Source organism: Streptomyces sp. ME02-8801-2C, assembly GCF_033793965.1.
Lineage (GTDB): Bacteria > Actinomycetota > Actinomycetes > Streptomycetales > Streptomycetaceae > Streptomyces.
Genome location: NZ_JARAXP010000023.1, coordinates 1 through 22348, shown reverse-complemented (window position 1 = coordinate 22348; position 22348 = coordinate 1). Strand labels below are relative to the sequence as shown.

Here is a 22348-nt window from a genome sequence, read left to right as displayed (position 1 = left end):
CTCTTCCGGAGCGGCACCACCCATGGCAGGGGTCAGGCGGCGGGCTTGATCAGATAACCGGCACCGCGCCGGGTGTGGATCATCGGCTCGCGGCCGGCGTCGATCTTCCGCCGCAGGTAGGAGATGTACAGCTCGACCACGTTCGCCTGGCCGCCGAAGTCGTACGACCACACGCGGTCGAGTATCTGCGCCTTGCTCAGCACGCGCCGCGGGTTGCGCATCAGGAAGCGCAGCAGCTCGAACTCGGTCGCGGTGAGGTGGATGCCGTCCCCGGCCCGCGACACCTCGTGACTGTCCTCGTCGAGGGTGAGGTCACCGACGACCAGCACGGAGTCGGACCGGCGGTCGGCGGCACCGGAGCGCCGGATCAGACCGCGCAGCCGCGCCACGACCTCCTCGAGGCTGAACGGCTTGGTGACGTAGTCGTCACCACCGGCGGTGAGGCCGGCGATACGGTCCTCGACGGCGTCCTTGGCCGTCAGGAACAGCACGGGCACCTCGGGCAGTTCGCGCCGCAGCCGGCCGAGGACGGTGAGGCCGTCCATGTCGGGCAGCATCATGTCGAGGACGACGGCGTCGGGCCGGAACTCGCGCGCGGTCTGCACCGCACCCGTTCCGTCACCCGCACTGCGTATCTGCCAGCCTTCGTAGCGAAGGGCCATGGAGAGCAGCTCGGTGATCGACATCTCGTCGTCCACCACAAGCACCCGGACGGGGCTCCCGTCCGGCCTCAGCAGTTCGGTGCGCCCCTGGGGCGAGGTCGTGGTCATAGCGGAAACCATGTCGGTGCCCTCTGAGAACAGGCTTTCCGGCACCTGTGATTTTCCTGAGAAACGCACAGGCAGCTCTCAGGGAGCCACCAGAAACCTACGAGTCGGCCACCGGACATCCTGTGCGTCTCCTGGGCGAACCCGATCCGAGACCCCCGGGTCACAGCCCGAACAACCGCGCCCCGTTGTCGTGACACACGGCCCGGAGCCAGTCGTCGCCGAGGTCCAGTCGCTCGAGGGCGTGCAGCTGGTGGACGTACGGATACGGGATGTTCGGGAAGTCCGAGCCGAGCAGAACCCGGTCGCCGAGGTCCGCCAGCCGGGGGAGTGCCGACCGGGGGAACGCCGCCATGCGCTCCGCGAAGTCGGTGAACGCCATCGTCGTGTCCAGCCGCACCTCCTCGTACCGCTCGGCAAGGCCGAGGAACTCCTCGTACTCGGGCAGACCCATATGCGCGACGACCAACCGCAGCCGGGGATGCCGGGCCAGCACGCGCCCGATCGGCTCGGGCCCGGTGTGCTTGCCGGGCGCCGGACCGGAACCGCAGTGGATCACAACAGGCGTCCCCGCCTCGGCGAGCAGCCCCCAGGCCGGATCGAGAAGCTCGTCCGCCGGGTCGTACGCTCCCACCTGCACATGCGCCTTGAAGACCCGCGCCCCCGACTCGACGGCCTTCCGGACGTACCCCTCGACCCCCGGCTCAGGGAACAGGGTGGAGGTGTGCAGACAGTCGGGGGTGCGCCCGGCGAAGTCGGCGGCCCACTGGTTGAGCCACTCGGCCATGCCGGCCTTGTGCGGGTAGAGCATGGCGGTGAACGCCCGTACCCCGAACTCCCGGATCACCTCGAGCCGTTCGTCCTCCTCCAGCCGATAGGTGATCGGCCACTCGACCCCCTTGTCCACCGACCCGACGGCGTCGAAGTAGGCCCAGACCTTGCGCAGCACCCGCTCGGGCATGAAGTGCGTGTGCACGTCGACAAGCCCGGGCAACCCGAGCCGCTCCCAGAACCGCCGAACTTCGCCGGCCTCGGCGAGATGGGCGACCTCGGCGGCTCCCCCGGCGGCGGTGTCGACGTTTCCGTCACCCGAGGCACCTCTCGATCCGTCCACCGTCATGGCCTCCTCGCCCATCTTCTGGTCCCTCATCCCCCGCTACCCGCTCCCCCTTCTCTCCCCGTTCTCCCTGTTCTCGCCGCCGCTCGCTGTCTGTTCGGCGCCGGGCTCAGAACAACCCGTCCTGAACCCCCGCCGCTGCCTCCCTCACCGCCCTGAACTCCCTTACCGGAACGGTCAGTCCACCACTCCCGACGGGTACCAGATCCCACCCGGTCATCAGCCTGGTGTCCAGCACCACGACCCCCCGCCCATACTCCGCCCGCCCGTCGTCGATCGCGAGATGCAGATCGGGCCCGGCCGCCGCCACCAGCTCGCCCCCGACGACACCCCCCGCCACCAGCTCACTCACCGCCCCCACGGCCGGCGACGCCAGCCCTGTCGGCCCGAACGCCCCGACATGGTCGACGACTTGGCAGGCCGCCCGCTCCAGGGACTCGGGCCAGCCACCCAGTGCCACCGCCCGGGCATGCAGTTCCTCGACCTCGACGGCCCGCTCCGCCGCCGACCCCGGCAGCGCGGCCCGCACCGCCCGCTTGTCGGCGTACGGGATCCGGTCCGGAACCCCGAGTGCGGCGCGCAGCAGCTCCTCGGTGCGCCGGGCTGCCATCAGCGGGCCGACGCCCAGCCAGCTGAAGACGACGGCACCCTGCTCAAGCAGCCGCGCCGAGCCCCGCTCCACCGCCGTGATGCCGACCTTGGTCATCCCGGGCCCGAACCACGCCAGATATACGTGGTAGGGCCGTGGATCGTCCGCGATCGTGTCGGCGGCGACCGAGTGTGCCCGGTCCAGCCGCGCACACTCCTCGCACCGCGCCCCCGTACTCCGCCCCGACACCGCCGCCCGTATCGGACAGGCGTTCCCCCGCGCTCCCACACATGTCCGTACGCCCCCTTCCGTGACCCCGAAGGCCACCCTCTTCCCCCAGGTCAGCGCACTATCGCGCCCACCGCCCCACCGCAGCACGGGACCGTCCGCCGACCACCGCAGCCCCGAGCATCTCCACGCCTGTCCCATCCCTTGCGAGAGTACGGGCTACCACTGACAACGCCCCGCCGATCAACAAAGGCGCAGCTCAGAGCCCCAGAGCTGGATCAGACCCGTTCCGGAGCGGCGCCGACAACCTCGGCGGCAATGGCCGTACCGCCCACCCTGACCGCCCGCTGCCCCCGCCCCGCCAGCCGGCACCCCACGCACTCCGGATGCCCCGCCCGCGCGGAGCGGTCCCGGACTCCCATCCGCCACTCGCCCACCGGTCGCACACCAGGCGGCTTCCCCCACCCGGCGAGATGAAGGACCCAGGTGACCAGGACGGCGACGGCCAGCACCACGATCCCACCCGCCACCACGAGAACCGAGGTCGTGCACACCCCCAGCCCGAGCACACAGGACCCGACGGTCGCGATGGCGGTGCCGGTCCAGCCGGCGACGGTGTGTCCCTCGTCGTATGTGCTCACGTCAGCGTCTCCCCAGTAGAATCGAGATCTCTCACTCCCTAAGCAGTTTAGCCACAAAACCTCTTACGAACTAAGGCAATCTCCATGCAAGACCAGCAAGACCCGCCCGACACCTCCGCGACACCCAGCGCCGCTGGTAGCAGTGCTCGCCCACCCGCGACCCCCGCCCAACTCCTCACAGCGATGGACCACACCATCGCGACGCACCTGCTCAGCCAGCAGGAGATGGCACGTCGCCTCAACATGAACGTCACCGACATCACCTGCTTCGGCTACGTCCTGGAGGCCGGCGAGGATCTGCTCACCGCCGGTGACCTGGCCGAACGCGCACACGTCACCACGGGCGCGGTCACCGGAATCCTCAACCGCCTCGAACGCGCGGGCTACATCACCCGCCGCCCCGACCCGAACGACCGCCGCCGCGTCCGCGTGGCCGCCGAACCGGCCGCCGTCGCCCGGGCCCACGCCCTCTACGGCCCCTACTACGCCCGCCTGGCCACCCTCATCGCCGACTACTCCCCCGAGGAACTGGCCGTACTGTCCGACTGGTTCACACGCCAGGGCCAACTGGCCCGCGAGTACATGGACGAGATCCGCGGGACGGACACATAGAAGGGGGAAGGCAAAAGAAAGATCAACTCCGGGTCGGCTGCCGCCAGACCAACGTGTACCGCCAGAAGAGCCTCCGCCGCACCCGGCACCCCGGCAGCACCCGCCGTGCCTCCCTCACCACCTCACCGAACCCCATCTCCGCCGCCCGAGTCCGAGCGCTCATGGCAACCGGCCGCACCGCAGGCCGCCCCCGGTTCTTCACCCAGGCCATGACGAGGTTCGCGACGACGGCGACACCTCCCAGCAGATGATCAACGGGACCCTCGGCGCGGGCCAGCCCCACCACGACCAGCGTCCCGCCGGGCGCCAGCCGCCGGCGGAAGACGGCGAGCGCGTCGGCGTACGGCAGGTGGTGGACGACTGCGACGCAGGTGATGACGTCGTACGAACCCTCCGCCGGGTCGTCGAGAAGGCCGGTCATCGCGTCGGCGACGGTGAACGTGACCGGAAGCGCGGGGGGAGTGATTTCCCGGGCCTGCCGGATGATCACGGGATCGGAGTCGATCCCGACCACCGACGAGGTACTCCGCCCGGCCAGCAACCGCACCAGGTCCCCGCTGCCGCACCCGACGTCCAGCGCCCGGCCGTACCGCCTCGGCAACTGCCGCGTGATCCACGGGTGGTAGTGGGCGTTGTGGTCCCAGGGGTGGGCGGCATGAAATCGCTCAAGCGCACGCAGGACGGATGGCGGCAGGATCGTCATTCCCGAACGCTAGGACGACGGGGTGGGCCGATCGAAACCGGCCCCCACCGATCGGTCAGGCTTTCCGCGCGGGGCCGATGACGGTCGGCTTCATGGAGCGGCTGACCAGCGCGTGCCCGGTTTCGGCGAGACTGACCCGATGCCGGCTCGCGTAACCGGCCGGGAGCTGTCCGGCCTCCGGGATGCTCACGTCCGCGTACTCGGCGATCATGCCCTTGGCGATCTCCAGGAGGGCCTTGCCGGAGATGGCGCTCTGGACGCGGGTGATGACGTCGTCACTCCGGGCCGGTTCGATGGACCAGTGCATCAGCGCGGCTGAGTCCGCCAGGGCCTGCGCGAGGTGCACGTCGTCGGCAAGGGCTCCGACGCGATAGCCCAACAGGGTGAGGCCCCCCCAGGGGGCGCTCATGGAGACGGACCGGAACCGTCTAGGGGCCGGCATCCGGCATGGCAGCGACCAGTTCCGGCCAGGTCTTGCCCTACCAGGGGGTACTTCGTCCGACAGCCCGACAGCGATCCGTCCGGCCTCAGCCATCCGTCCCGCATTCCAGAGTTCGCTCCCTCGATACCGGCGCCGGGTCCCCGTTCGCCGAGCACAAAAAACGGTATGGATCACCGACGCGGGGCGCCGCGTCTTCCGACGTGGATCCTCACGGCCGAGCCTCGAAGGCCGGCGCTCCGGGCTCCCGCCTGCGCGGGGCCAACTGCTCGTAGAACTCCCGCAAATGACCCGACACCGCACCAACAGCGGGCGTCACCCATGAAGGCCCCTGCGAATTGGGCGACCTGGGGCCCTGATGTCACCTACTGACGCCAAAGGCCCCGCCGGATGAACCGGCGGGGCCTTTGATCGATGTGCACTCGGCAGGATTCGAACCTGCAACCTTCTGATCCGTAGTCAGATGCTCTATCCGTTAAGCTACGAGTGCTTGTGTCTTCTGTTGTGTTGGCTCTTCCCTCCAGGCTTTTCGGCCCGGTTGGCGTTGCGGGAACAACATTACATGACTGGCGGCGTGAGGTGAAATCCTTTGGTCACACCCTGCCTGACCTGCGAAAACGACCGAAGCCCCGGTCTGTGACGACCAGGGCTTCGGGTGAGGTGCGGAGGCGGAGGGATTTGAACCCTCGATGGGGCGTAAACCCCAAACCGCATTAGCAGTGCGGCGCCATAGACCGGACTAGGCGACGCCTCCAGCACAACCTCCCGCGCGAGCGCGAGTGGTGCGTGCAGATGATGACACAGACGAGCGCGGTGTCACCAATCGCCTCCCACGGTACTAGGCAGGCGGGGCGCAGGGCAAAGCCGTTGTGCCCCGCGTACCGCCCCGCCCGGCCCGGCCCGCGCAACGTCCGTCGGCGTCAGGCGTTAGTCAGGTCATGGTCAAGGTCACCCCCAACGCCCTCCCCTCCGCCCCTCCTCCCGGCACCGGTGCCGGCGGCGCCCTCCGTCGGCTCGTGTTCGCCGCCACCGCCGGTGTCTCCCTCGCCGCCGCGTCCTTCTCCGCCGTGCCGACGGCCGCGTACGCCGACGCGGTCCCGCAGGCCCGTCCCCTCACACCTCTCGCGCCCCTTCTCGCTCCCACTTCCCTGGGGCGCGCCTCCGACCACCTCACCGTCACCGTCCGGGGCACCGGTGGGCGTGGGGACGGGCGGTTCGAGCTGGCGTGTCATCCGGGGGGCGGGAGTCATCCCGACGTCGACGGGGCCTGTGGGTCGCTCGACCGGGGGGCTAGGTGGGGGAAGGATCCGTTCGCGCCCGTCTCCCCGGACAGTGTCTGCACGATGATGTACGGCGGGCCGGCGACCGCTCATGTGACCGGGACCTGGGCCGGGCGGCCCGTCGATGCCACGTTCGACCGCAGTAACGGGTGCCAGATGGCGCGCTGGGACCGGCTCGTACCGCTGCTTCCCGATCTTCGACAGGGGCTCGGGAGGGTTCCCGGTCAAGCTCCGGATCAAGCTCCCGACCAGCGAACCGACACCCCCGAGGGCCCTCACACCGCGGTCACGGGGGCCCCGTAGCGCATGAGCGATGTGAATGGGGCCGTCACAGGGTCTGTGTCACTTCGTCGTGCGACCTCCCTCTCATCCGGCGTCGCGAGCGCAACCACAGCCCTTAGACTCCCTCGCGTGACACGTTGCGGGACGGTTGGCAAGATGGCGCCCGCGGTCGGCAAGGTGCGGTAACAGGGAGGAAGCGTCTCGTGAGCAGCAGGCCATCCCGAGGCGCTGCTCGCCTCGCAGCCATACTCGACGCGCTGCCCGATGCGTTGGTGCTGGTCAACGCCAATGGGACCGTCGTCAACGCCAATACGATCGCCCTCGGGGCCTTCGAGACGCCGGGCACCGCCCTCGTCGGGCGCGGGCTGCTCGATCTGCTGCCCCAGTTCGACTCACGGCTGATCCCGGGCACCATGCGGCGCCCCGATTCCATGGACCCGTACGGGCAGACCAAGCCGACCCGGATGATCGCCCGACGGACGGACGGGAGCGAGTTTCCCGTCGAGGTCACCAGTGCGAATCTGGAGAACGGCCAACAGGCGTACGACAGCTACGGCTACACCAATGACGAGCTGCTCATGCTCGTCGTACGCGATCTGTCCGGCACCGTCGACACCGAGGCCGAACTCGCGCGATCGCAACGTCAGACCGAGATGATCCTGCGCGCGGCCGCGGAAGGGGTCGTCGGGACGGACACCGAGGGGCGGGTCGTCCTCGTCAATCCGGCCGCCGCTCAGATACTCGGTTACCGGGCCAGCGATCTCGGCGGACGCGAGCTCCACACCCTCGTCCTGCACTCGCGCGCCGACGGCGAGCCCTTCCCGTACGGGGAGTCGCCGCTCGCCGACACCCTGCGGTCCGGGCGCAAGCACCGGGTGCGCGGGCAGGTGCTGTGGTCCAAGAGCGGCGACAAGGTGTCCGTCGATCTGACGACCGCGCCCGTCCGGGACGGCGACCAGCTCGTCGGCGCCGTGATGACCTTCACCGACCGGCGTCCGTACGACTCCCTGGCCGAGGAGAAGGACGCCGCCGACAAGCTGCACGAGGAGGAGCTGGAGCGGGTCGCCGAGGAGCACGCCTCCGAGCTCACCGCGCTGCGCCAGCAGCACGTCACCGAGATCGAGCGGTTGCGCGAGGAGCACGAGGAGGAACTCGCCGCCGGTGAGGACCGGTACGCGGCTCTCGCCGAGCGCGAGAAGGACAGGTACGAGGCCCTGGCCGGCCGGCAGGAGCAGCTGCTCGTGCTGCTCGGCCGTTCACTGCGCGGCCCCCTCGACGAGCTGCGCCGCGAACTGGCCGCCCTCGCGGCCGACGACGCCGGGCAGCTGTGGCCCGAGGCCAACCAGGTGCTGCACCATCTGTCGGCCGGTTACTCGCGCATCACCACATTGGTCGACAACGTCCTCTCCTACCAGCGGCTCGACACGGGCGCCGACTCCGTCACCCGTACGAAGGTGATGCTCGACGCGGTCGTCGCGGCCGGTGTGGACGGGGCCGTCGAGCTGATCGGGCCCGGGCGGGTCCAGTTCGCCGTGCACGCACCGCCGATCGAGGCCGAGGTCGACCCGCAGCGCCTCGCCACCGCCCTCGCGCATCTCGTCGCGGACGTCGCGGGCGTCGACGCGACCGGCAACTCGCCGGCCTCCGCGGGCGGTTACATGGACAACACGGTGGTCGTGGCCGCCGCGCAGCGCGGTGAGGTCGTACGGATCGAGGTGCGCGGGCCGTATCCCGGGGGAGACCCGGTGCACGAGCCGATCGTGCGCGGGATCGTGCGGGCCCACGGCGGCGTGCTCCAGACGCACGAGGTGCCGGGCATGAGCGGCAGCGCGTACGTCCTCGAGGTGCCCATCGGGGGCGGGGCGGGCGCGGTGGAGGCCGAGGACGCGGAGACGTCCGTGGGCGCCGAGCTCGCCGTGCCCGGGCAGGTCGTCGACGACAACGGCGACAACGGCAACGGTGGGGTCGGCGGGCGGCGGCGGGCCCGGCGGTCCGTGGACGCGTTTCTGGAAGGTGATGGTCCGGAAGGCGTCGCCGAGGCCGACGTCGAGGTCGAGAACGGTGACCCCGGGAGCGAGGCGGTCGCGCCCACCGGGCGGCGCCGGAGGCGTGCCGCCGAGGAGGCTGCCGCCGCCGCCGCTGGTCACGCGCCTCAGTCCTCCGGGTCCTCCGCCGAGGGCGACAGCGGTACCGGGCGTCGGCGTGGCCGTCCCAGCCCCGTCGAAGGGGTCGAGGCGGGCGCGGGCGACGAGGGCGGCGTCTCCGAGGGTGCCGTCGTCATGGCGGGTGAGCACGGCGCGGGCACCGCTGCCGCCGGGACCGGTCTGGGCGGGACCGTGCCGCCCCAGGGTGTGCCCGGTGCTCCGGCGCGGCGCGGCGGAGGCGAGCAGCACGCGCTGCCTCCCGCCCTGCCCGCGGCTCCTTCGGCGGCCCCGGCAGCGGAGGGCGCCGCCGACGACAGCGCGGGCGGGCAGCCGACCGGGCGTCGGCGTCGGGCCCTCGCGGCTGCGGCCGAGCGCGGCGCCGCCCAGGAGGCGGGCCCCCGTCCGGTGTTCGCCCTGCCCCCGGCCGAGGCGGACCGGACGGACCAGGGTGTCCCCGAGGCACCCGCCGGTCCGGTCGGCGACCCGTTCGACGACGCCGGCCGCCATGACGGGCTCATGCACGACCCCGACGAGGACCACACCCCGCCCCAGCCGCATCCGACGTCCGCCCCGACCGGCCGCCGCCGGGCGCGTCAGGCCCCGGACCAGCAGGGGACCGTACCGCCGGGCGGGATTCCCGGTCAGGCCGTGCCCGCACAGGCTCCCGTGCAGGCACCGGCCGCCCAGGTCGCCGCCGCCGGTCCGCAGGGCGGCGTACCGGGGCACGGTCAGCAGCCCGTGCCCGCACAGGGCATGCCCGGGCAGACCCCTGGCATGGCTCAGGTGCCGCAGGCCCAGCAGGTCGCGCAGGCCATGCCGGGCCAGCCGGTTCCCGGGCAGGCGGTTCCCGCACAGGGGCTTACGCCGCAGCCCGTGCCCGGTCAACCCATGCCCGGCCAGCCCGCAGTCGCCCAGCCCATTGCCGGCCAGCCTGTCCCTGCGCAGGGAGTCCCGGCGCAGGGAGTCCCGGGTCAGCAGGTCCCCCAACAAGCCCTGCAGCAGGCGCCCCAGGCCGTTGCCCAGCAGGTCCCGGCGCAGGGTACGGCGCCCCAGCCCGCCCTCGCCCAGGGCCTCGCCCCCGGCCAGGCGATCCCGGCCCAGACCGCCCCCGTCGCCCAGCCCCAGCCCTGGCCCCAGGCCGACGACGAAACCCCGGACGTCAGCGCCGCCGTACAGCCGCAGCCGCAGCCGCAGCCGCAGCTGGACCCGAACGCGGCAGCAGCCGCAGCCGCTCCTGCCCCCGTCCCCGCCCCCGCCCCCGCGCCCGCGCCTCAGGCGGTAGTCACCCCGCTCCCTGCTGAAGGTGTCGCGCCGGTCCAGCCCGGGCAGGCGCTGCCCGCCGAGGCCGCCATCGCGCAGGTCGACCCGAACTCGACGCAGGGGCGGGCGATCAGTGTGCGCACCCTCGGGCAGGGCGTGCCGTTCAGTCGGCAGGCGGCGCAGGTTCAGACGCCGGGCCAGCCGCAGTCCGCCACGCCCCCGAACGGCACCAACGGGTCGAACGGCTCCGGCCGCCGCCGCAAGCTCGGGACCCGTACCGAACCCGTCGGCGGCCAGCCGGAGACGGCGGCCCGTCCGCACCCTCAGCCGGGCCAGGCCGCCACCGCCGCGCCTCAGGCGGCGCAGGCCGCGCCTCCCGCTCCCGTCCCCGCGCAGCCTTCCCTGGCCGGCCAGGCGCCCCTGCCGGGTCAGCCGTCGCTCGCCGGACAAGCACCGCTCGCTCAGGTGCCGTTGCCCGCGCAGCCCTCGTTGGCCGGGCAGACACAGCTCGCCCCGGGCGCTCCGCGGCTGCCCGGGTTCACCGAGGGAGCCGGGCGCTCGTACGCCATAGGAGCGCCGGACGAGAACGCCGCCGAGGGGCCCGAGCCGCTCGACGGTCCCGGCGGGGCGGTCGAGGTCTCCGACCAGCCGCAGCCGCGGCCGATGGACGACGAGCTGCCGCCGGAGCCGCTGGACAACCCGCGCCGGCTGCTGGTGTGGCCGGCGCCGGACGTCACCACGCAGCAGGCGCTCAGCGACCGTGGCTACCGGCCTGTCATCGTGCACTCCCGCGAGGAGGTCAACGCGCAGATCGCGGCCTTCCCCGCGGCGCTGTTCGTCGACCCGCTGACCGGGCCGATCACCCGGACCGCCCTCCAGTCGCTGCGCCAGGCCGCCGTGGCCGCCGAGGTGCCGGTACTGGTCACCGCCGGACTCGGGCAGGCGACGCGCGAGGCGGCGTACGGCGCCGACCCCGCCGTACTGCTGAAGGCGCTCGCCCCGCGCGACAGTGAGCAGCATCCGCCGCGGGTCCTGCTCATCGAGGAGCACGCGGAGATCGCGCTCGCGCTCACGGCGACGCTGGAGCGGCGCGGGATGCAGGTCGCGCGGGCCGCGAGCGACGCCGACGCGGTCACGCTGGCCTCGCAGTTGCGGCCGAACCTGGTGGTCATGGACCTGCTTCAGGTACGGCGTCGCAGGGCCGGGATCGTGGACTGGCTGCGGGCGAACGGGCAGTTGAACCGCACTCCGCTGGTCGTCTACACGGCCGCCGTCGACCAGGCCGATCTGCCGAGGCTCGCTTCGGGGGAGACGGTGCTGTTCCTCGCCGAACGGTCCACCAGTACCGAGGTTCAGAGCCGGATCGTCGACCTGCTCGCCCGTATCGGCACCAACTAACACATTTCACTCGAGAGCCGGGGCAGTGTTTCACGTGAAACACTGCCCCGGCTCGTCGTATGTCAGAGCTTGGTGACGTCCAGCTCGCCCTCCGCGTACTGCTTGCGCAGGACCTTCTTGTCGAACTTGCCGACGCTTGTCTTCGGTACCGACTCGATGATCGTCCAGCGCTCCGGGAGCTGCCACTTGGCGATCTTGCCGTCGTCGGCGAGGAAGTCGCGCAGGGACGCGAAGTCGGCGGTCGAGCCCTCCGACAGCACGACGGTGGCCAGCGGGCGCTCACCCCACTTCTCGTCGGGGACGGCCACAACGGCCGCCTCCAGGACGTCCGGGTGGGCCATGAGGGCGTTCTCCAGGTCGACGGACGAGATCCACTCGCCGCCGGACTTGATGACGTCCTTGGCGCGGTCGGTGAGGGTCAGGAAGCCGTCGGGACTGATGGTGCCCACGTCGCCCGTCTTGAGCCAGCCGTCCTCGCTGAACTTGTCGGCGGGGCGCAGGGGTTCACCGTCGGCGCCGTTGTAGTAGGAGCCCGCGATCCACGGGCCGCGCACCTCCAGCTCACCGGCCGATTCGCCGTCCCAGGGGAGGCGTTCGCCCGCGGGACCGCTCAGCCGGGCCTCGACGCTCGCCGGGAAACGGCCCTGCGTGAGGCGGTACGCGAACTCCTCGTCCGTACCGAGGGCACTGGCCGGCGGGCGGGCGATCGTGCCGAGCGGGGAGGTCTCCGTCATGCCCCAGGCGTGGCAGACACGCATGCCCAGCTCGTCGAAGGCCGCCATGAGGGCGGGCGGACAGGCGGAGCCGCCGATGGTGACCTGCTGGAGGGAGGTGACGTTCCTGGGGCGTGCGGTCAGCTCGCCGAGGAGGCCCTGCCAGATGGTGGGGACCGCGGCGGCGTGCGTCGGCCGGATCTGCTCGATCATCTCGGCGAGCGGGGCGGGCTGCAGGAAGCGATCCGGCATCAGCATGTTGACGCCGGTCATGAAGGTGGCGTGGGGCAGCCCCCAGGCGTTGACATGGAACTGCGGGACCACCAGGAGGGAGGTGTCCTGGTCGGTCAGACCCATGGACTGGGCCATGTTGACCTGCATGGAGTGCAGATAGATGGAACGGTGGCTGTAGACCACGCCCTTGGGGTCGCCCGTCGTGCCGGAGGTGTAGCACATGGACGCGGCCGTACGTTCGTCCAGCTCGGGCCAGTCGTAGCCGGTCGGCTTCCCTGCGATGAGGTCCTCGTACTCGTGCACCTGGGCGTGCGACCCGGCGAGGCCGGAACGGTCACCGGGGCCGGCGATCACGACGTGCTCGACCGTCTTGAAGTGCGGGAGCAGCGGGACGAGCAGCGGCAGCAGCGAGCCGTTCGCGATGATCACCTTGTCGGCGGCGTGGTTGACGATCCAGGCCAGCTGTTCGGGAGGCAGTCGCAGGTTGAGGGTGTGCAGGACCGCGCCCATGGAGGGGATCGCGAAGTAGGCCTCGACATGCTCGGGGTTGTTCCACATCAAAGTGGCCACACGGTCGTCGCCGGTGACTCCGAGGTCGTCGCGCAGGGCGTGCGCCAGCTGTGCGGACCGTGCCCCGATCTCGGCGAAGGAGCGGCGCCGGGGTTCGGCCTCGCCGGTCCAGGTGATGACCTGCGAGTCGCCGTGGATCGTCGACCCATGGGTCAGGATCCTTGAGATCAGCAGCGGTACGTCCTGCATGGTGCTCAGCACGGCGTCCTCCCGGGGGCTTCATCGCCTACTCGGTGGTAAATGGTGTGCTGATTCTGCTCACATACCGGCCGGTACGTCACTAGGAGCGAGCGATCGATCAGATCACGTCGGGCTGCGGAACTCTGGGACTAGCGGGCGAGTACCAGTTCGGGGTCCTCGCGCAGCTTGCCCAACGCCCGCGAGACAGCCGACTTGACCGTTCCCACCGACACTCCGAGCACCTCGGCCGTCTGGACCTCGCTCAGGTCCTCGTAGTACCGCAGCACCACCATCGCCCGCTGCCGCGCGGGCAGTTTCATGATCGCGCGCCACATCGCGTCGTGCAGCACCTGGTGCTCCGCCGGATCGCCGACCGGTGTCCCCTCGGGCTCCGGCAGCTCGTCGCAGACGAACTCGTCGACCTTGCGCTTGCGCCACTGCGAGGTCCGCGTGTTCAGCAGCGCCCGGCGGACATAGCCGTCGAGCGCGCGGTGGTCCTCGATGCGCTCCCAGGCGACGTACGTCTTGGTGAGCGCGGTCTGCAGCAGGTCCTCGGCGTCGCTCGGGTTCGCGGTGAGCGACCGGGCGGTGCGCAGCAGCACCGGGCGGCGGGCCTTCACGTACGAGGAGAACGACGGGTACGAGGTGTACGACGCGAACGACAGGGTCTGCGTCGCCGGCGTAGCCGCGTTCGAAGCGCTGGTGCAGACGAGTGTGGTCATGGCTCTACGCTAGGTTCGACCCCTACTCCGGCTCATCGGCCGCAGGTCCCGAAGCCGCGTCCCCCTCAGGTTGTAGGAGGGAGGCCACCTCCACCTCCTGAAGGTGGAGGCACAGTACCGAGCTATGAGGGTTCGCCCCTGAGGGGTGGTACGGGGGTACTACGGAAGCTGCTCCTCCAGTAGTAGCGGCAGCCGGGGATCCGGTGGTCGCCCGACCAGGCCGGTTCATCCAGCGGCCTCCAGTACCAGCCCCGAGGTCGGCACCCCCGTACCGGCGGTGACCAGCACTCTTTCCGCGCCCGGCACCCGGTTGACGGCGGTTTTGCGGAGCTGGCGCACCGCCTCCGCGATGCCGTTCATGCCGTGCAGGTACGCCTCCCCGAGCTGACCGCCGTGCGTGTTCAGGGGCAGTCCCTCGGCCGCGACGAATTCCGCGGCCTCACCCGGCGCGCAGAAGCCGAACTCCTCGAGCTGCATCAGTACGAACGGGGTGAAGTGGTCGTACAGGATGGCGACGTCGATGTCGGACGGGCCGACGCCGGCGGTCCGCCACAGTTGACGGGCCACGACACCCATCTCGGGGAGGCCGGTGAGGTCGTCGCGGTAGAAGCTGGTCATCTGTTCCTGGGCGCGGCCCGCGCCCTGGGCCGCCGCCGCGACGACGGCGGGCGGGTGCCGCAGGTCGCGCGCCCGTTCGACGGAGGTGACGACGACCGCCTGGCCGCCGTCCGTCTCCTGGCAGCAGTCCAGCAGCCGCAGCGGCTCGGCGATCCAGCGCGAGGCCGCGTGGTCGGCGAGGGTGATGGGCCGGCCGTGGAACCAGGCGGCCGGATTGGTCGCCGCGTACTTCCGGCCACGGACGGCGACGTGCCCGAAGGCGTCCGGCGACAGCCCGTACGTGTACAGGTACCGCTGCGCCGCCATCGCCACCCAGGACGCGGGCGTGAGCAGCCCGAACGGCAGCGACCAGCCGAGCGCCGCACCCTCGGCCGACGGTTCCCGCCGCTGCACCCCCGACCCGAATCGCCGTCCCGACCGCTCATTGAACGCCCGGTAGCAGACGACGACCTCGGCGACCCCGGCCGCGACGGCGAGCGCGGCCTGCTGCACGGTCGCGCAGGCGGCGCCCCCGCCGTAGTGGACCCGGGAGAAGAAGGACAGCTCCCCGATACCGGCGGCCTGCGCGACGGTGATCTCCGGGCTCGTGTCCATCGTGAACGTGACCATGCCGTCCACGTCGGCGGGCGTCAGCCCGGCGTCGTCGAGCGCGGCCCGCACCGCCTCCACCGCGAGCCGCAGCTCGCTGCGCCCCGAGTCCTTGGAGAACTCGGTGGCCCCGATGCCGACGATGGCCGTACGGCCGCCGAGCGCGTCACGCGCGTGCAGGCTCACAGGGTGCCTCCCGGGGCCGAGGAGACGGGCACGGAGACGGTCGCAGTTCCCGAGACATGCCGGCCGATCCCGTTGGCGCCGACGACGCGTATGACGGCCGTGCCGCCGTCGACCTCCTCGACACGGCCGGTCAACACCATGGTGTCGCCGGGGTAGTTGGGGGCGCCGAGGCGGATGGCGAGCCTGCGCAGGACGGCGGTGGGGCCGAAGAAGTCGGTGATGTACCGTCCCACCAGCCCGTTCGTGGTGAGGATGTTCATGAAGATGTCGGGGGAGCCCTTCGCCCGCGCCAGCTCGGCGTCGTGGTGCACGTCCTGGAAGTCGCGGGACGCGACGGCCCCGGAGACGATCAGTGTCCGCGTGATCTCGATCTCGAGCGGCGGCAGTTCGTCCCCGGCCTTCACGCACCCACCTCCGCCGAAGATCCGCCCCGGAACACCGGAAGGGCCGGCTGCCCCTCCTCGTACCGTACGAATTCCAGCCGCACCGGCATCCCGATCCGCACCTTGTCGTACGGCACGCCCACCACGTTGCTGATGATCCGCACCCCCTCGGCGAGCTCGATCAGCCCGACCGCGTAGGGCGGGTCGAAGGCGGGGAAGGGCGGGTGGTACATGACGACGTACGAGTAGACGGTGCCGTCGCCGCACGCCTCGACGGTGTCCCAGTCGCCGCTGCCGCAGGCGTTGCACCCCGGCAGCCAGGGGAAACGGAGGGCGCGGCAGCCGAGGCAACGCTGGATGAGGAGCTGGTGACGTTCGACGCCGTCCCAGAATCCGGCGTTGTCGCGGTTGACGACGGGCCGGGGGCGGGTCGCGGCGGGGGTCTCCGGGGTTTTCCGCCCCGCAGATGTCTCAGGGGCGCGCGCGGGGGCGTACTTGAGGATCCGGAACCGGTGCGAGCCGACGGGCTCACCGTCCACCCGTACATCCATCCGGGTCGTGACGAAGTAGCCGGTGCCGAGCTTGGTGGTCTTGGGCCCGGAGACGGACTCGACGACCGATTCATACGTGACCCTGTCGCCCGGCCTCAGGGGCCTCAGGTACTCCTGCTCGCAGTCGGTGGCGACGACCGAGGTGCAGCCCGCGTCGTCGAGGAGGGCGAGCAGTTCGTCGTACGCGGCCGAGCGGCCCTGGTTCCCGGAGAGGCCGCCCATGGTCCACACCTGGAGCATGGCGGGCGGCGCGACCGCGTCCGGCCCGGCGTACGCGGCACCGGTGTCGCCCAGTGCCTCGCACCAGTGCCGGATCATCGGCAGGTTGACGGGATCCTTTCCGACCCCGCCGACGACGGCGGGCCGCCCTTCGAACGCGGCCAGCAGCGGGCCGAGTTGCTCGTCCGACGAGGGGCGGGACGGATGGCCGGCGGGATGACGGAGCGGGTGGCCGCGTGGGGCGCTGGGTGGGTCGCTGAGTGGGTGGCTCACGGTTTCTGACTGTCCGTCAGATACGGGAGGGTGTCAAGGGTCCGAAAACGCCTGCGCGGCGACACGATGTACCGAAGTACGTGCCGCCGCGCAGACGATTCATCACCCCATGAAGCGCTCCCCACCAGGGAGTTCAGGACCGCCGGGGACCCACACCCCCGTCGGCCCCACGGCTCACCAGAGGTTGGTGAAGTTGACGACGGCGTTGGACTGGTCGATGGCCGTGAACGCGGAGCCGTTGACCTGCGCGGTGTTGTTCTGGTTCGAGGCGCCGGAACCGACCGCCTGCTGCTGCGAGGTGGACGCGTTGCCGTTGTTGTTTCCGCCCACTCCGCTGCCGACGATGCCGGCGACGGCCGCGTTCGATCCGTTGTCCGCGAAGGCGCCGTTGTCCGCCGCCGCGACACCGCCGAAGAGCGCGGCGGCGAGGGGCAGGGCCGAGACCGCGGCGAGAACGCGGGCGGTACGGATGCTTGCCATGTCTGTTCCTCCAGAAAAGTACGCCCCGGCTCCGTGATGCCGCCGGACCGTACGAAGTACGTGTGATGCGCGAACTACCTCTGACTCCAAGGCAGTTGGCCACCCGCCCCGGTGTCGCTCCGCCGCTGTGCGCTGCGTCGCGAGATCAGAATTGCCCACCGAATCCCCGGCGAACCACCCCGGAACCGTTTATTCCCCCTGAAGCGTGATGACAAGTCGATAAACCCTCTTCACATCATCAAAGTCGCAGTTCAGGCTGATAAAGACGATTTCCGCCAAGCCGGCGCACGGTTACCCAAGGGGCGCAAGGGGCGAAGCGTTCCCGCACATTTCGAGCCATTCCGCCGAACCGGCCCGACCGACCCGCGCACCCTTCCTTTTCTCGAACACAAGTACGAATATAGAAGTATGGCCACCACAGAACGGCAGGCCACGACGCTGGCCCTCGCCCACGCCCTGTCAGCCGCCGAACGCGGCCTGGCCGTCATCCCCCTGTCCCGGACGAAACTCCCGGCCCTGCGCTCCCCCCACCGCGCCGACCCGACGCCCGTCCTGTGCCGCGGCGAGTGCGGAGTCACGGGCCACGGCGTGTACGACGCCTCGACCGACCCGTCCCGTATCCGCGAACTCTTCGCCGCCGCCCCCTGGGCCACCGGTTACGGCATCGCCTGCGGCCTGCCCCCGCACCACCTCATCGGCATCGACCTGGACACCAAGTCGGGCACCGACTCCTCCGCGGCCCTGCGCGAGCTGGCCCTGCGCCACCTCTTCACGATCCCCGAGACGGTCGTCGTCCTGACCCCGTCCGGCGGCCGCCACCTGTGGCTGACCGGCCCTCCGGACGCCGTGGTCCCCAACTCGGCGAGCCGGCTGGCCCCCGGAATCGACATCAGAGGAGCCGGCGGCTACCTCGTCGGCCCCGGCTCCCGCACCGAACACGGCGTCTACGGCACGGCCCCGGGCACCGCCCATCTGACCCCGGCCCCCTGCCCACCGTCCCTCCTGCGTCTTCTCCTCCCCCCGCCCCGCACCCACCGCGCCGCGCCCTCCTCACCGGACGAGCACCACGGCCAGGGCCTGGTCCACTTCGTCCTCGCCGCCCACGAGGGCCAACGCAACACCCGCCTGTTCTGGGCAGCGTGCCGCGCGTACGAGAACGGCCTGGGCCCTGGCCTACTGGGTGCGTTGATAACCGCGGCGGTCCAGACAGGCCTGACGGACCGGGAGGCCAGGGCGACGGTGGCTTCGGCGGCGCGGATGACGGGGTGGCGGGGGTGAGAGTGGGGGCGGGACCCGCTTCCCCATCCCCCCTCCCCATCCGTACCGAGGTGTCACGGGCCGTAACACTGCGGGACGCCGGGCAGCCAGTTGTCCGGGTGCGAGATGTAGTAGCTCGCCATCCACCCGTAGAAGCCCCGGGTCCGGTTGTCCACGAAGACCCAGTTCGGGTTGGAGCCGACCGTCTCACCCCGCGTCTGGCACGACACCTCGAGCTGGTCGCCCCGCTGCGCCTTGCCGATCACCTGCGGGCAGTTGCCGGGCGAGGGGAACTCGGGGCAGCGGAAGCCCGGGGCCGAGTCCCGTCGGACGTTCACATCCGTCGCCCAGGTGGTGAACATCGTGCCCGCCGACGTCTGTTCGGCGGTCGCCCGGGCAGGCGCGGCGCCCACGGTCTGGCGAGCGCGCACAGCACCGCCGCGCCGCCGCCCAGCCGGGCGCCGCGCCTCGCTGACTTGTTCAACATGTCGTCCCCTTCGGACCGTTCGGCCGCGTGCCGGTCTCGAACTCGCGATCGGTCAGGCACCGTTGCCCGCACCACCGGGTGGACGGGCGCGCGTGCCGCGCCGTATGAGGGCGGGGGCGAAGAAACAGCAGCTGCTGCCGGGACGTGCGTAAACGTGCAGAAGGGGCGCCCCCTGTCCAGGGGCACCCCTTCTGACCTGCTGCGGTGGGTGTGGGATTTGAACCCACGGTGACATCGCTGCCACGACGGTTTTCAAGAGCGTCGCGGAATCGGGAACCAAACACTGTCTGACCTGCGGGGGGAGCGTCATTCCAGGGTCGTTGGCGGCCAGCTGGCCCACACATAGCCCACAACTCCCTGCCAGAGGGGTGAAACATCAGCCGTTGACGTCTGCGGGCGCTCGTTCCACCGCGAGCAGATGAGAACTTGCAACGAGCAGCTCCGAGACAGCTCAGCCGTCCGCATGAGAGTCACGACAGAGACAGCCAGCAGATTTTACAGCACCCTCAGCCCTGCCGAGGTCCAGGAGGTTGCCGTAGCCCGCTGGCAAGGAGCTGTGCCAACGGCCCCTACACGCACGCGTACTGAACACATCTGGCTCGATGCCACAGACACGGCTCGAACTTGCAGTTTCGTTGACCAAGGTGAGCAATTTACCCCCGTAGGGAGGAGCGGTTAGCTAGCCTTGACCGACGCATCACGCCTGCCACAGGACAATCAAACTCACAGACGACACCCCTGGGGATCCTCAATGAATACACTGCGCTCTTTCACCGTCGAAGATCTCCTTAACAGGTTTAGGCATGAGGTTATTTTTCCTAACGATTCACAGTTCGTCATCCTTCACGGACCGAATGGAGTCGGAAAGACGCGAATGCTCGAACTAGTGGAGGCGGTATTCTGTTTCAACCTCACCAAAATCTTCGAAACACCATTCTCCAAGGCAACATTCGAGTTCGACGAAAAATGCAAGCTTACAATCACCAAGGAATCGAAGAGTAAACCGATAAATTGGACTATTCCAGAAAAACTCATCTTTACTTTCCTCAGGCGCGGCTCGAAGCCAGTGACTGGCCACATTGAGAGCGCATTGCATCAGTTTCCAACCGCAGTCGCACGAGATATTGCCCAAGAAACGACACAGCTACTGGAGAGTGGCCTTTCGGTTAAAGAGAAGTACCGGGCACTAAAGAGTGGGGAGGATTCTCCCTACTGGCTGGAGTCTGGGCGCCCTCGCTTTCGTAACACTCGCGGATCCCTGTACGACGTCTCTTCACTCGATGAAGAAATCGTTACATTTTTGAGTGGCGTGCATATTCATATGGTAGAAACGCAGCGCCTATTGATCCTGAACCAAATCAAGGAAAATGTTCGACGGCATGGCGTCGACTCTCATCATCAGCGGATGCGCGTAACTGAGCTTTCTAACGATCTAGTTCGCCGACTTGGCGCGGCCCTGGCAGAGAATTCCAGGAAATCTCAAGCACTAGATAAGAGTTTCCCAAGTCGAATCCTTGACGATAACCCAGACGAGTCGATCCCTACAGAAAAAGAGATCCGGGCACTCTATGCGGAACAAAGCGAGCTTCGCAATCGACTGGCCCGGATCGCACTCCTTGAGGAGTCGATGGATGTCGCCCTGAAGGATAAAGAACTGACTGAATCTCAACGGAAGGTTCTAGGCACATACTTGCGAGACAGTAAGGAGAAGTTGTCGACGTTCCTTGACCTTCTATATCGCGTTGAGCTACTCACTTCAATTGTTAACAAGCGTTTCCTCTTCAAGCGGCTGGTAATTAACCGCGAAGGCGGATTTGTCTTTGTTTCCGACACCGGGCAGGAGGTTCCACCGCAACTTCTGTCTTCAGGCGAGCAGCACGAACTTGTGCTGATGTACGACCTCCTATTTAACGTGCAAGCTAACTCAATCGTAATGATCGACGAGCCGGAAATTTCGCTGCATGTTGCATGGCAGCAAGAATTCATGGGCGATATTGTCCGAGTCGCAACACTCGCGCAGTTTCGATTCATCGTAGCAACCCATTCGCCGCAAATCATTAACGAATGGTGGTCCCATACAATCGGTCTTCATTCGGAAAGCAGCACCGAGGGGGAAGTCTCCTGATGCTGGAGCTCATCACGCCAGAGCAGCGACGAAACCAAATCGGCATGCTTCTAAACCACGACTCCATGACAGTCATAGTTGTCGAAGGTGGAAGCGATGCCGGCACCCTTACAAATTGCATTTCCCGAGACGACTGTAGGTTCGTCGTCGCTGGTGGAAAAACAGCCGTTCTCCAGACTCTGGAACTGTGCGATGATCAGGGATTTAACGGGGTTCTGGGGGTTCTAGATAGAGATTTCGTAGATATGGCAGAACAGCGCAGCTCCAGCACAAATATCGTATACACCGACGACTACGACCTAGACGCAATGGTTTTCTTTGCCGACGGTTTGACCACTCGCATGGTGGAAAGTCTCTGCGGATTTGAAAACGTCCACCACCAAGAATCCACTCTTCCGCTAAATAGCGTGACAGAGTACGCGACTGGCATCGCATCGGTTATCGGAACCCTCCGCCTTTGGGTCTGCCAGAACTCGATCATTCTACGAACCGAGAAATTTCCGATCGATCAAATAACCACACCCGATAAATGCATTGATTACACGAAGTTGTGCGATCTCGCTTTTAAGCGTTGCGAGACTGAAAGTGTCACCGAGACAACCATTCTTACCTGTCTGCAAGCCGCGCCGCAGGCAGGTTCAGGAAGGCGAAGAATAAGTCAAGGTCACGACTTGTTTCGTGCGCTCAGCCATATCATGAAAACGACCTGGGGAGTCGCTATAAAGGCCGAATTTATCGAGAAAGCGTGCAGGGCCTCATGGACTCCTGACCATCTCCGCAGAACCCAGCTATTCCAAGAAGTTCAGGATTGGGAAAAGCGCTCTCAGCGTACGGTTTGGCGCCTGACTTCTTGATTTGACCGTTTCCACTTATCGCAGTCGTGACCATCACGCGAGAGTCGTACTAGGCAGGCGACCGGGCATGGAGGGGCATTCTCGATGCACAGCTACGCCCGCCCTGCCTCAGAACGGAGAGTGCTCCACGGATGGGCACCGCTGGCTGACGCTCTGAGGGTGATGGCACGCGGTGAACTCATGGTTTTCGGCACCCCCCTTGCCCTGCTCCACCTCCTGGCGAGTCGCGGCAAGCGAAGGCTTGTGGCTGCGTGCTGAGCAAAAAGTGTCGGCCCGCACCGTTCGGTGCGGGCCGTCGTCATACGAGCGGATCAGCTGATAGGCGGGCTGTAGCGTAGGGCCCAACCGGGGCTAGAAGGTCGATGAAGATCTTGGTGAGGGGTTGTCCGGCCGTCAGGCCGGACAACCCCTGTGGTCATGTACCGGCCGGTGCGATGTGCCAGGTGCC

Annotated in this window: 19 protein-coding genes and 2 tRNA genes; 6 read left to right on the top strand and 15 right to left on the bottom strand. The window is 68.7% G+C overall.

Annotated features, from left to right (window positions below):
* Positions 1–32 precede the first annotated feature (32 nt).
* From PV396_RS40120 to PV396_RS40105, 4 genes are all read right to left on the bottom strand, one after another.
* Positions 33–770, bottom strand: a complete 738-nt coding sequence (locus PV396_RS40120) for a response regulator transcription factor (protein WP_319213267.1) — start codon at positions 768–770, stop codon at positions 33–35.
* A 160-nt stretch (positions 771–930) separates the two neighbouring features.
* Positions 931–1887, bottom strand: coding sequence for an amidohydrolase family protein (locus PV396_RS40115; RefSeq protein WP_416071564.1), 957 nt, complete (start codon positions 1885–1887; stop codon positions 931–933).
* A gap of 106 nt (positions 1888–1993) precedes the next feature.
* On the bottom strand, positions 1994–2902 hold the full coding sequence (locus PV396_RS40110; RefSeq protein ID WP_319213265.1) for a DUF2797 domain-containing protein: 909 nt from the start codon (positions 2900–2902) through the stop codon (positions 1994–1996).
* A gap of 77 nt (positions 2903–2979) precedes the next feature.
* Complete coding sequence (locus PV396_RS40105; protein ID WP_319213264.1) at positions 2980–3342, bottom strand: HGxxPAAW family protein; 363 nt, start codon at positions 3340–3342, stop codon at positions 2980–2982.
* A gap of 183 nt (positions 3343–3525) precedes the next feature.
* Between PV396_RS40105 and PV396_RS40100 the strand changes: the two genes are divergently transcribed.
* Entirely contained in the window at positions 3526–3954 is a 429-nt protein-coding gene (locus PV396_RS40100) for a helix-turn-helix domain-containing protein (RefSeq protein WP_319213334.1), read from the top strand.
* A 22-nt stretch (positions 3955–3976) separates the two neighbouring features.
* Here the strand turns inward: PV396_RS40100 and PV396_RS40095 are convergent, their stop codons facing one another.
* The 4 genes from PV396_RS40095 to PV396_RS40080 form a co-directional block, all read right to left on the bottom strand.
* Positions 3977–4657, bottom strand: a complete 681-nt coding sequence (locus tag PV396_RS40095; protein WP_319213263.1) for a class I SAM-dependent methyltransferase — start codon at positions 4655–4657, stop codon at positions 3977–3979.
* Between the two features lie 55 nt (positions 4658–4712).
* Positions 4713–5066 carry an ANTAR domain-containing protein gene (locus tag PV396_RS40090; protein ID WP_319213262.1) on the bottom strand — a complete coding sequence of 118 codons (354 nt, stop codon included), beginning with the start codon at positions 5064–5066 and terminating at the stop codon, positions 4713–4715.
* Positions 5067–5513: 447 nt separating this feature from the next.
* A tRNA-Arg gene (locus PV396_RS40085) sits at positions 5514–5586 on the bottom strand.
* A 173-nt stretch (positions 5587–5759) separates the two neighbouring features.
* Positions 5760–5850: transfer RNA gene (locus tag PV396_RS40080), tRNA-Ser, on the bottom strand.
* A gap of 184 nt (positions 5851–6034) precedes the next feature.
* Here PV396_RS40080 and PV396_RS40075 point away from each other — a divergent pair.
* Together PV396_RS40075 and PV396_RS40070 are read left to right on the top strand one after the other, a co-directional pair.
* Positions 6035–6679 carry an SSI family serine proteinase inhibitor gene (locus tag PV396_RS40075; protein ID WP_319213261.1) on the top strand — a complete coding sequence of 215 codons (645 nt, stop codon included), beginning with the start codon at positions 6035–6037 and terminating at the stop codon, positions 6677–6679.
* Positions 6680–6861: 182 nt separating this feature from the next.
* Positions 6862–11460 carry a PAS domain-containing protein gene (locus PV396_RS40070; protein WP_319213260.1) on the top strand — a complete coding sequence of 1533 codons (4599 nt, stop codon included), beginning with the start codon at positions 6862–6864 and terminating at the stop codon, positions 11458–11460.
* Between the two features lie 62 nt (positions 11461–11522).
* Here PV396_RS40070 and PV396_RS40065 read toward each other — a convergent pair whose 3' ends face one another.
* From PV396_RS40065 to PV396_RS40040, 6 genes are all read right to left on the bottom strand, one after another.
* Positions 11523–13166 (bottom strand): long-chain fatty acid--CoA ligase, encoded by a 1644-nt coding sequence (locus PV396_RS40065; RefSeq protein WP_319213333.1) that lies wholly within the window; start codon positions 13164–13166, stop codon positions 11523–11525.
* A 140-nt stretch (positions 13167–13306) separates the two neighbouring features.
* Positions 13307–13879, bottom strand: a complete 573-nt coding sequence (locus tag PV396_RS40060) for a SigE family RNA polymerase sigma factor (protein WP_319213259.1) — start codon at positions 13877–13879, stop codon at positions 13307–13309.
* 225 nt (positions 13880–14104) lie between these two features.
* Positions 14105–15271, bottom strand: coding sequence for a lipid-transfer protein (locus PV396_RS40055; protein ID WP_319213258.1), 1167 nt, complete (start codon positions 15269–15271; stop codon positions 14105–14107).
* Entirely contained in the window at positions 15268–15675 is a 408-nt protein-coding gene (locus PV396_RS40050; RefSeq protein ID WP_319213257.1) for a MaoC family dehydratase, read from the bottom strand. Before PV396_RS40050 ends, PV396_RS40055 begins: the two co-directional genes overlap by 4 nt.
* Entirely contained in the window at positions 15672–16592 is a 921-nt protein-coding gene (locus PV396_RS40045; RefSeq protein WP_319213332.1) for a bifunctional MaoC family dehydratase N-terminal/OB-fold nucleic acid binding domain-containing protein, read from the bottom strand. Before PV396_RS40045 ends, PV396_RS40050 begins: the two co-directional genes overlap by 4 nt.
* 279 nt (positions 16593–16871) lie before the next feature.
* Positions 16872–17177, bottom strand: coding sequence for a hypothetical protein (locus PV396_RS40040; RefSeq protein ID WP_319213256.1), 306 nt, complete (start codon positions 17175–17177; stop codon positions 16872–16874).
* 408 nt (positions 17178–17585) lie between these two features.
* Here PV396_RS40040 and PV396_RS40035 point away from each other — a divergent pair, with 408 nt between their 5' ends.
* On the top strand, positions 17586–18455 hold the full coding sequence (locus tag PV396_RS40035) for a bifunctional DNA primase/polymerase (protein ID WP_319213255.1): 870 nt from the start codon (positions 17586–17588) through the stop codon (positions 18453–18455).
* Between the two features lie 53 nt (positions 18456–18508).
* Here PV396_RS40035 and PV396_RS40030 read toward each other — a convergent pair whose 3' ends face one another.
* A complete protein-coding gene (locus PV396_RS40030; protein ID WP_319213254.1) occupies positions 18509–18865 on the bottom strand; it encodes a hypothetical protein in 357 nt (118 codons plus the stop codon).
* Between the two features lie 807 nt (positions 18866–19672).
* Between PV396_RS40030 and PV396_RS40025 the strand changes: the two genes are divergently transcribed.
* Both PV396_RS40025 and PV396_RS40020 read left to right on the top strand, forming a co-directional pair.
* Positions 19673–21046 (top strand): AAA family ATPase, encoded by a 1374-nt coding sequence (locus tag PV396_RS40025; protein ID WP_319213253.1) that lies wholly within the window; start codon positions 19673–19675, stop codon positions 21044–21046.
* Complete coding sequence (locus tag PV396_RS40020; protein WP_319213252.1) at positions 21046–21900, top strand: hypothetical protein; 855 nt, start codon at positions 21046–21048, stop codon at positions 21898–21900. The genes PV396_RS40025 and PV396_RS40020 overlap by 1 nt, the downstream gene beginning before the upstream one ends.
* The last annotated feature ends 448 nt before the right edge of the window (positions 21901–22348 follow it).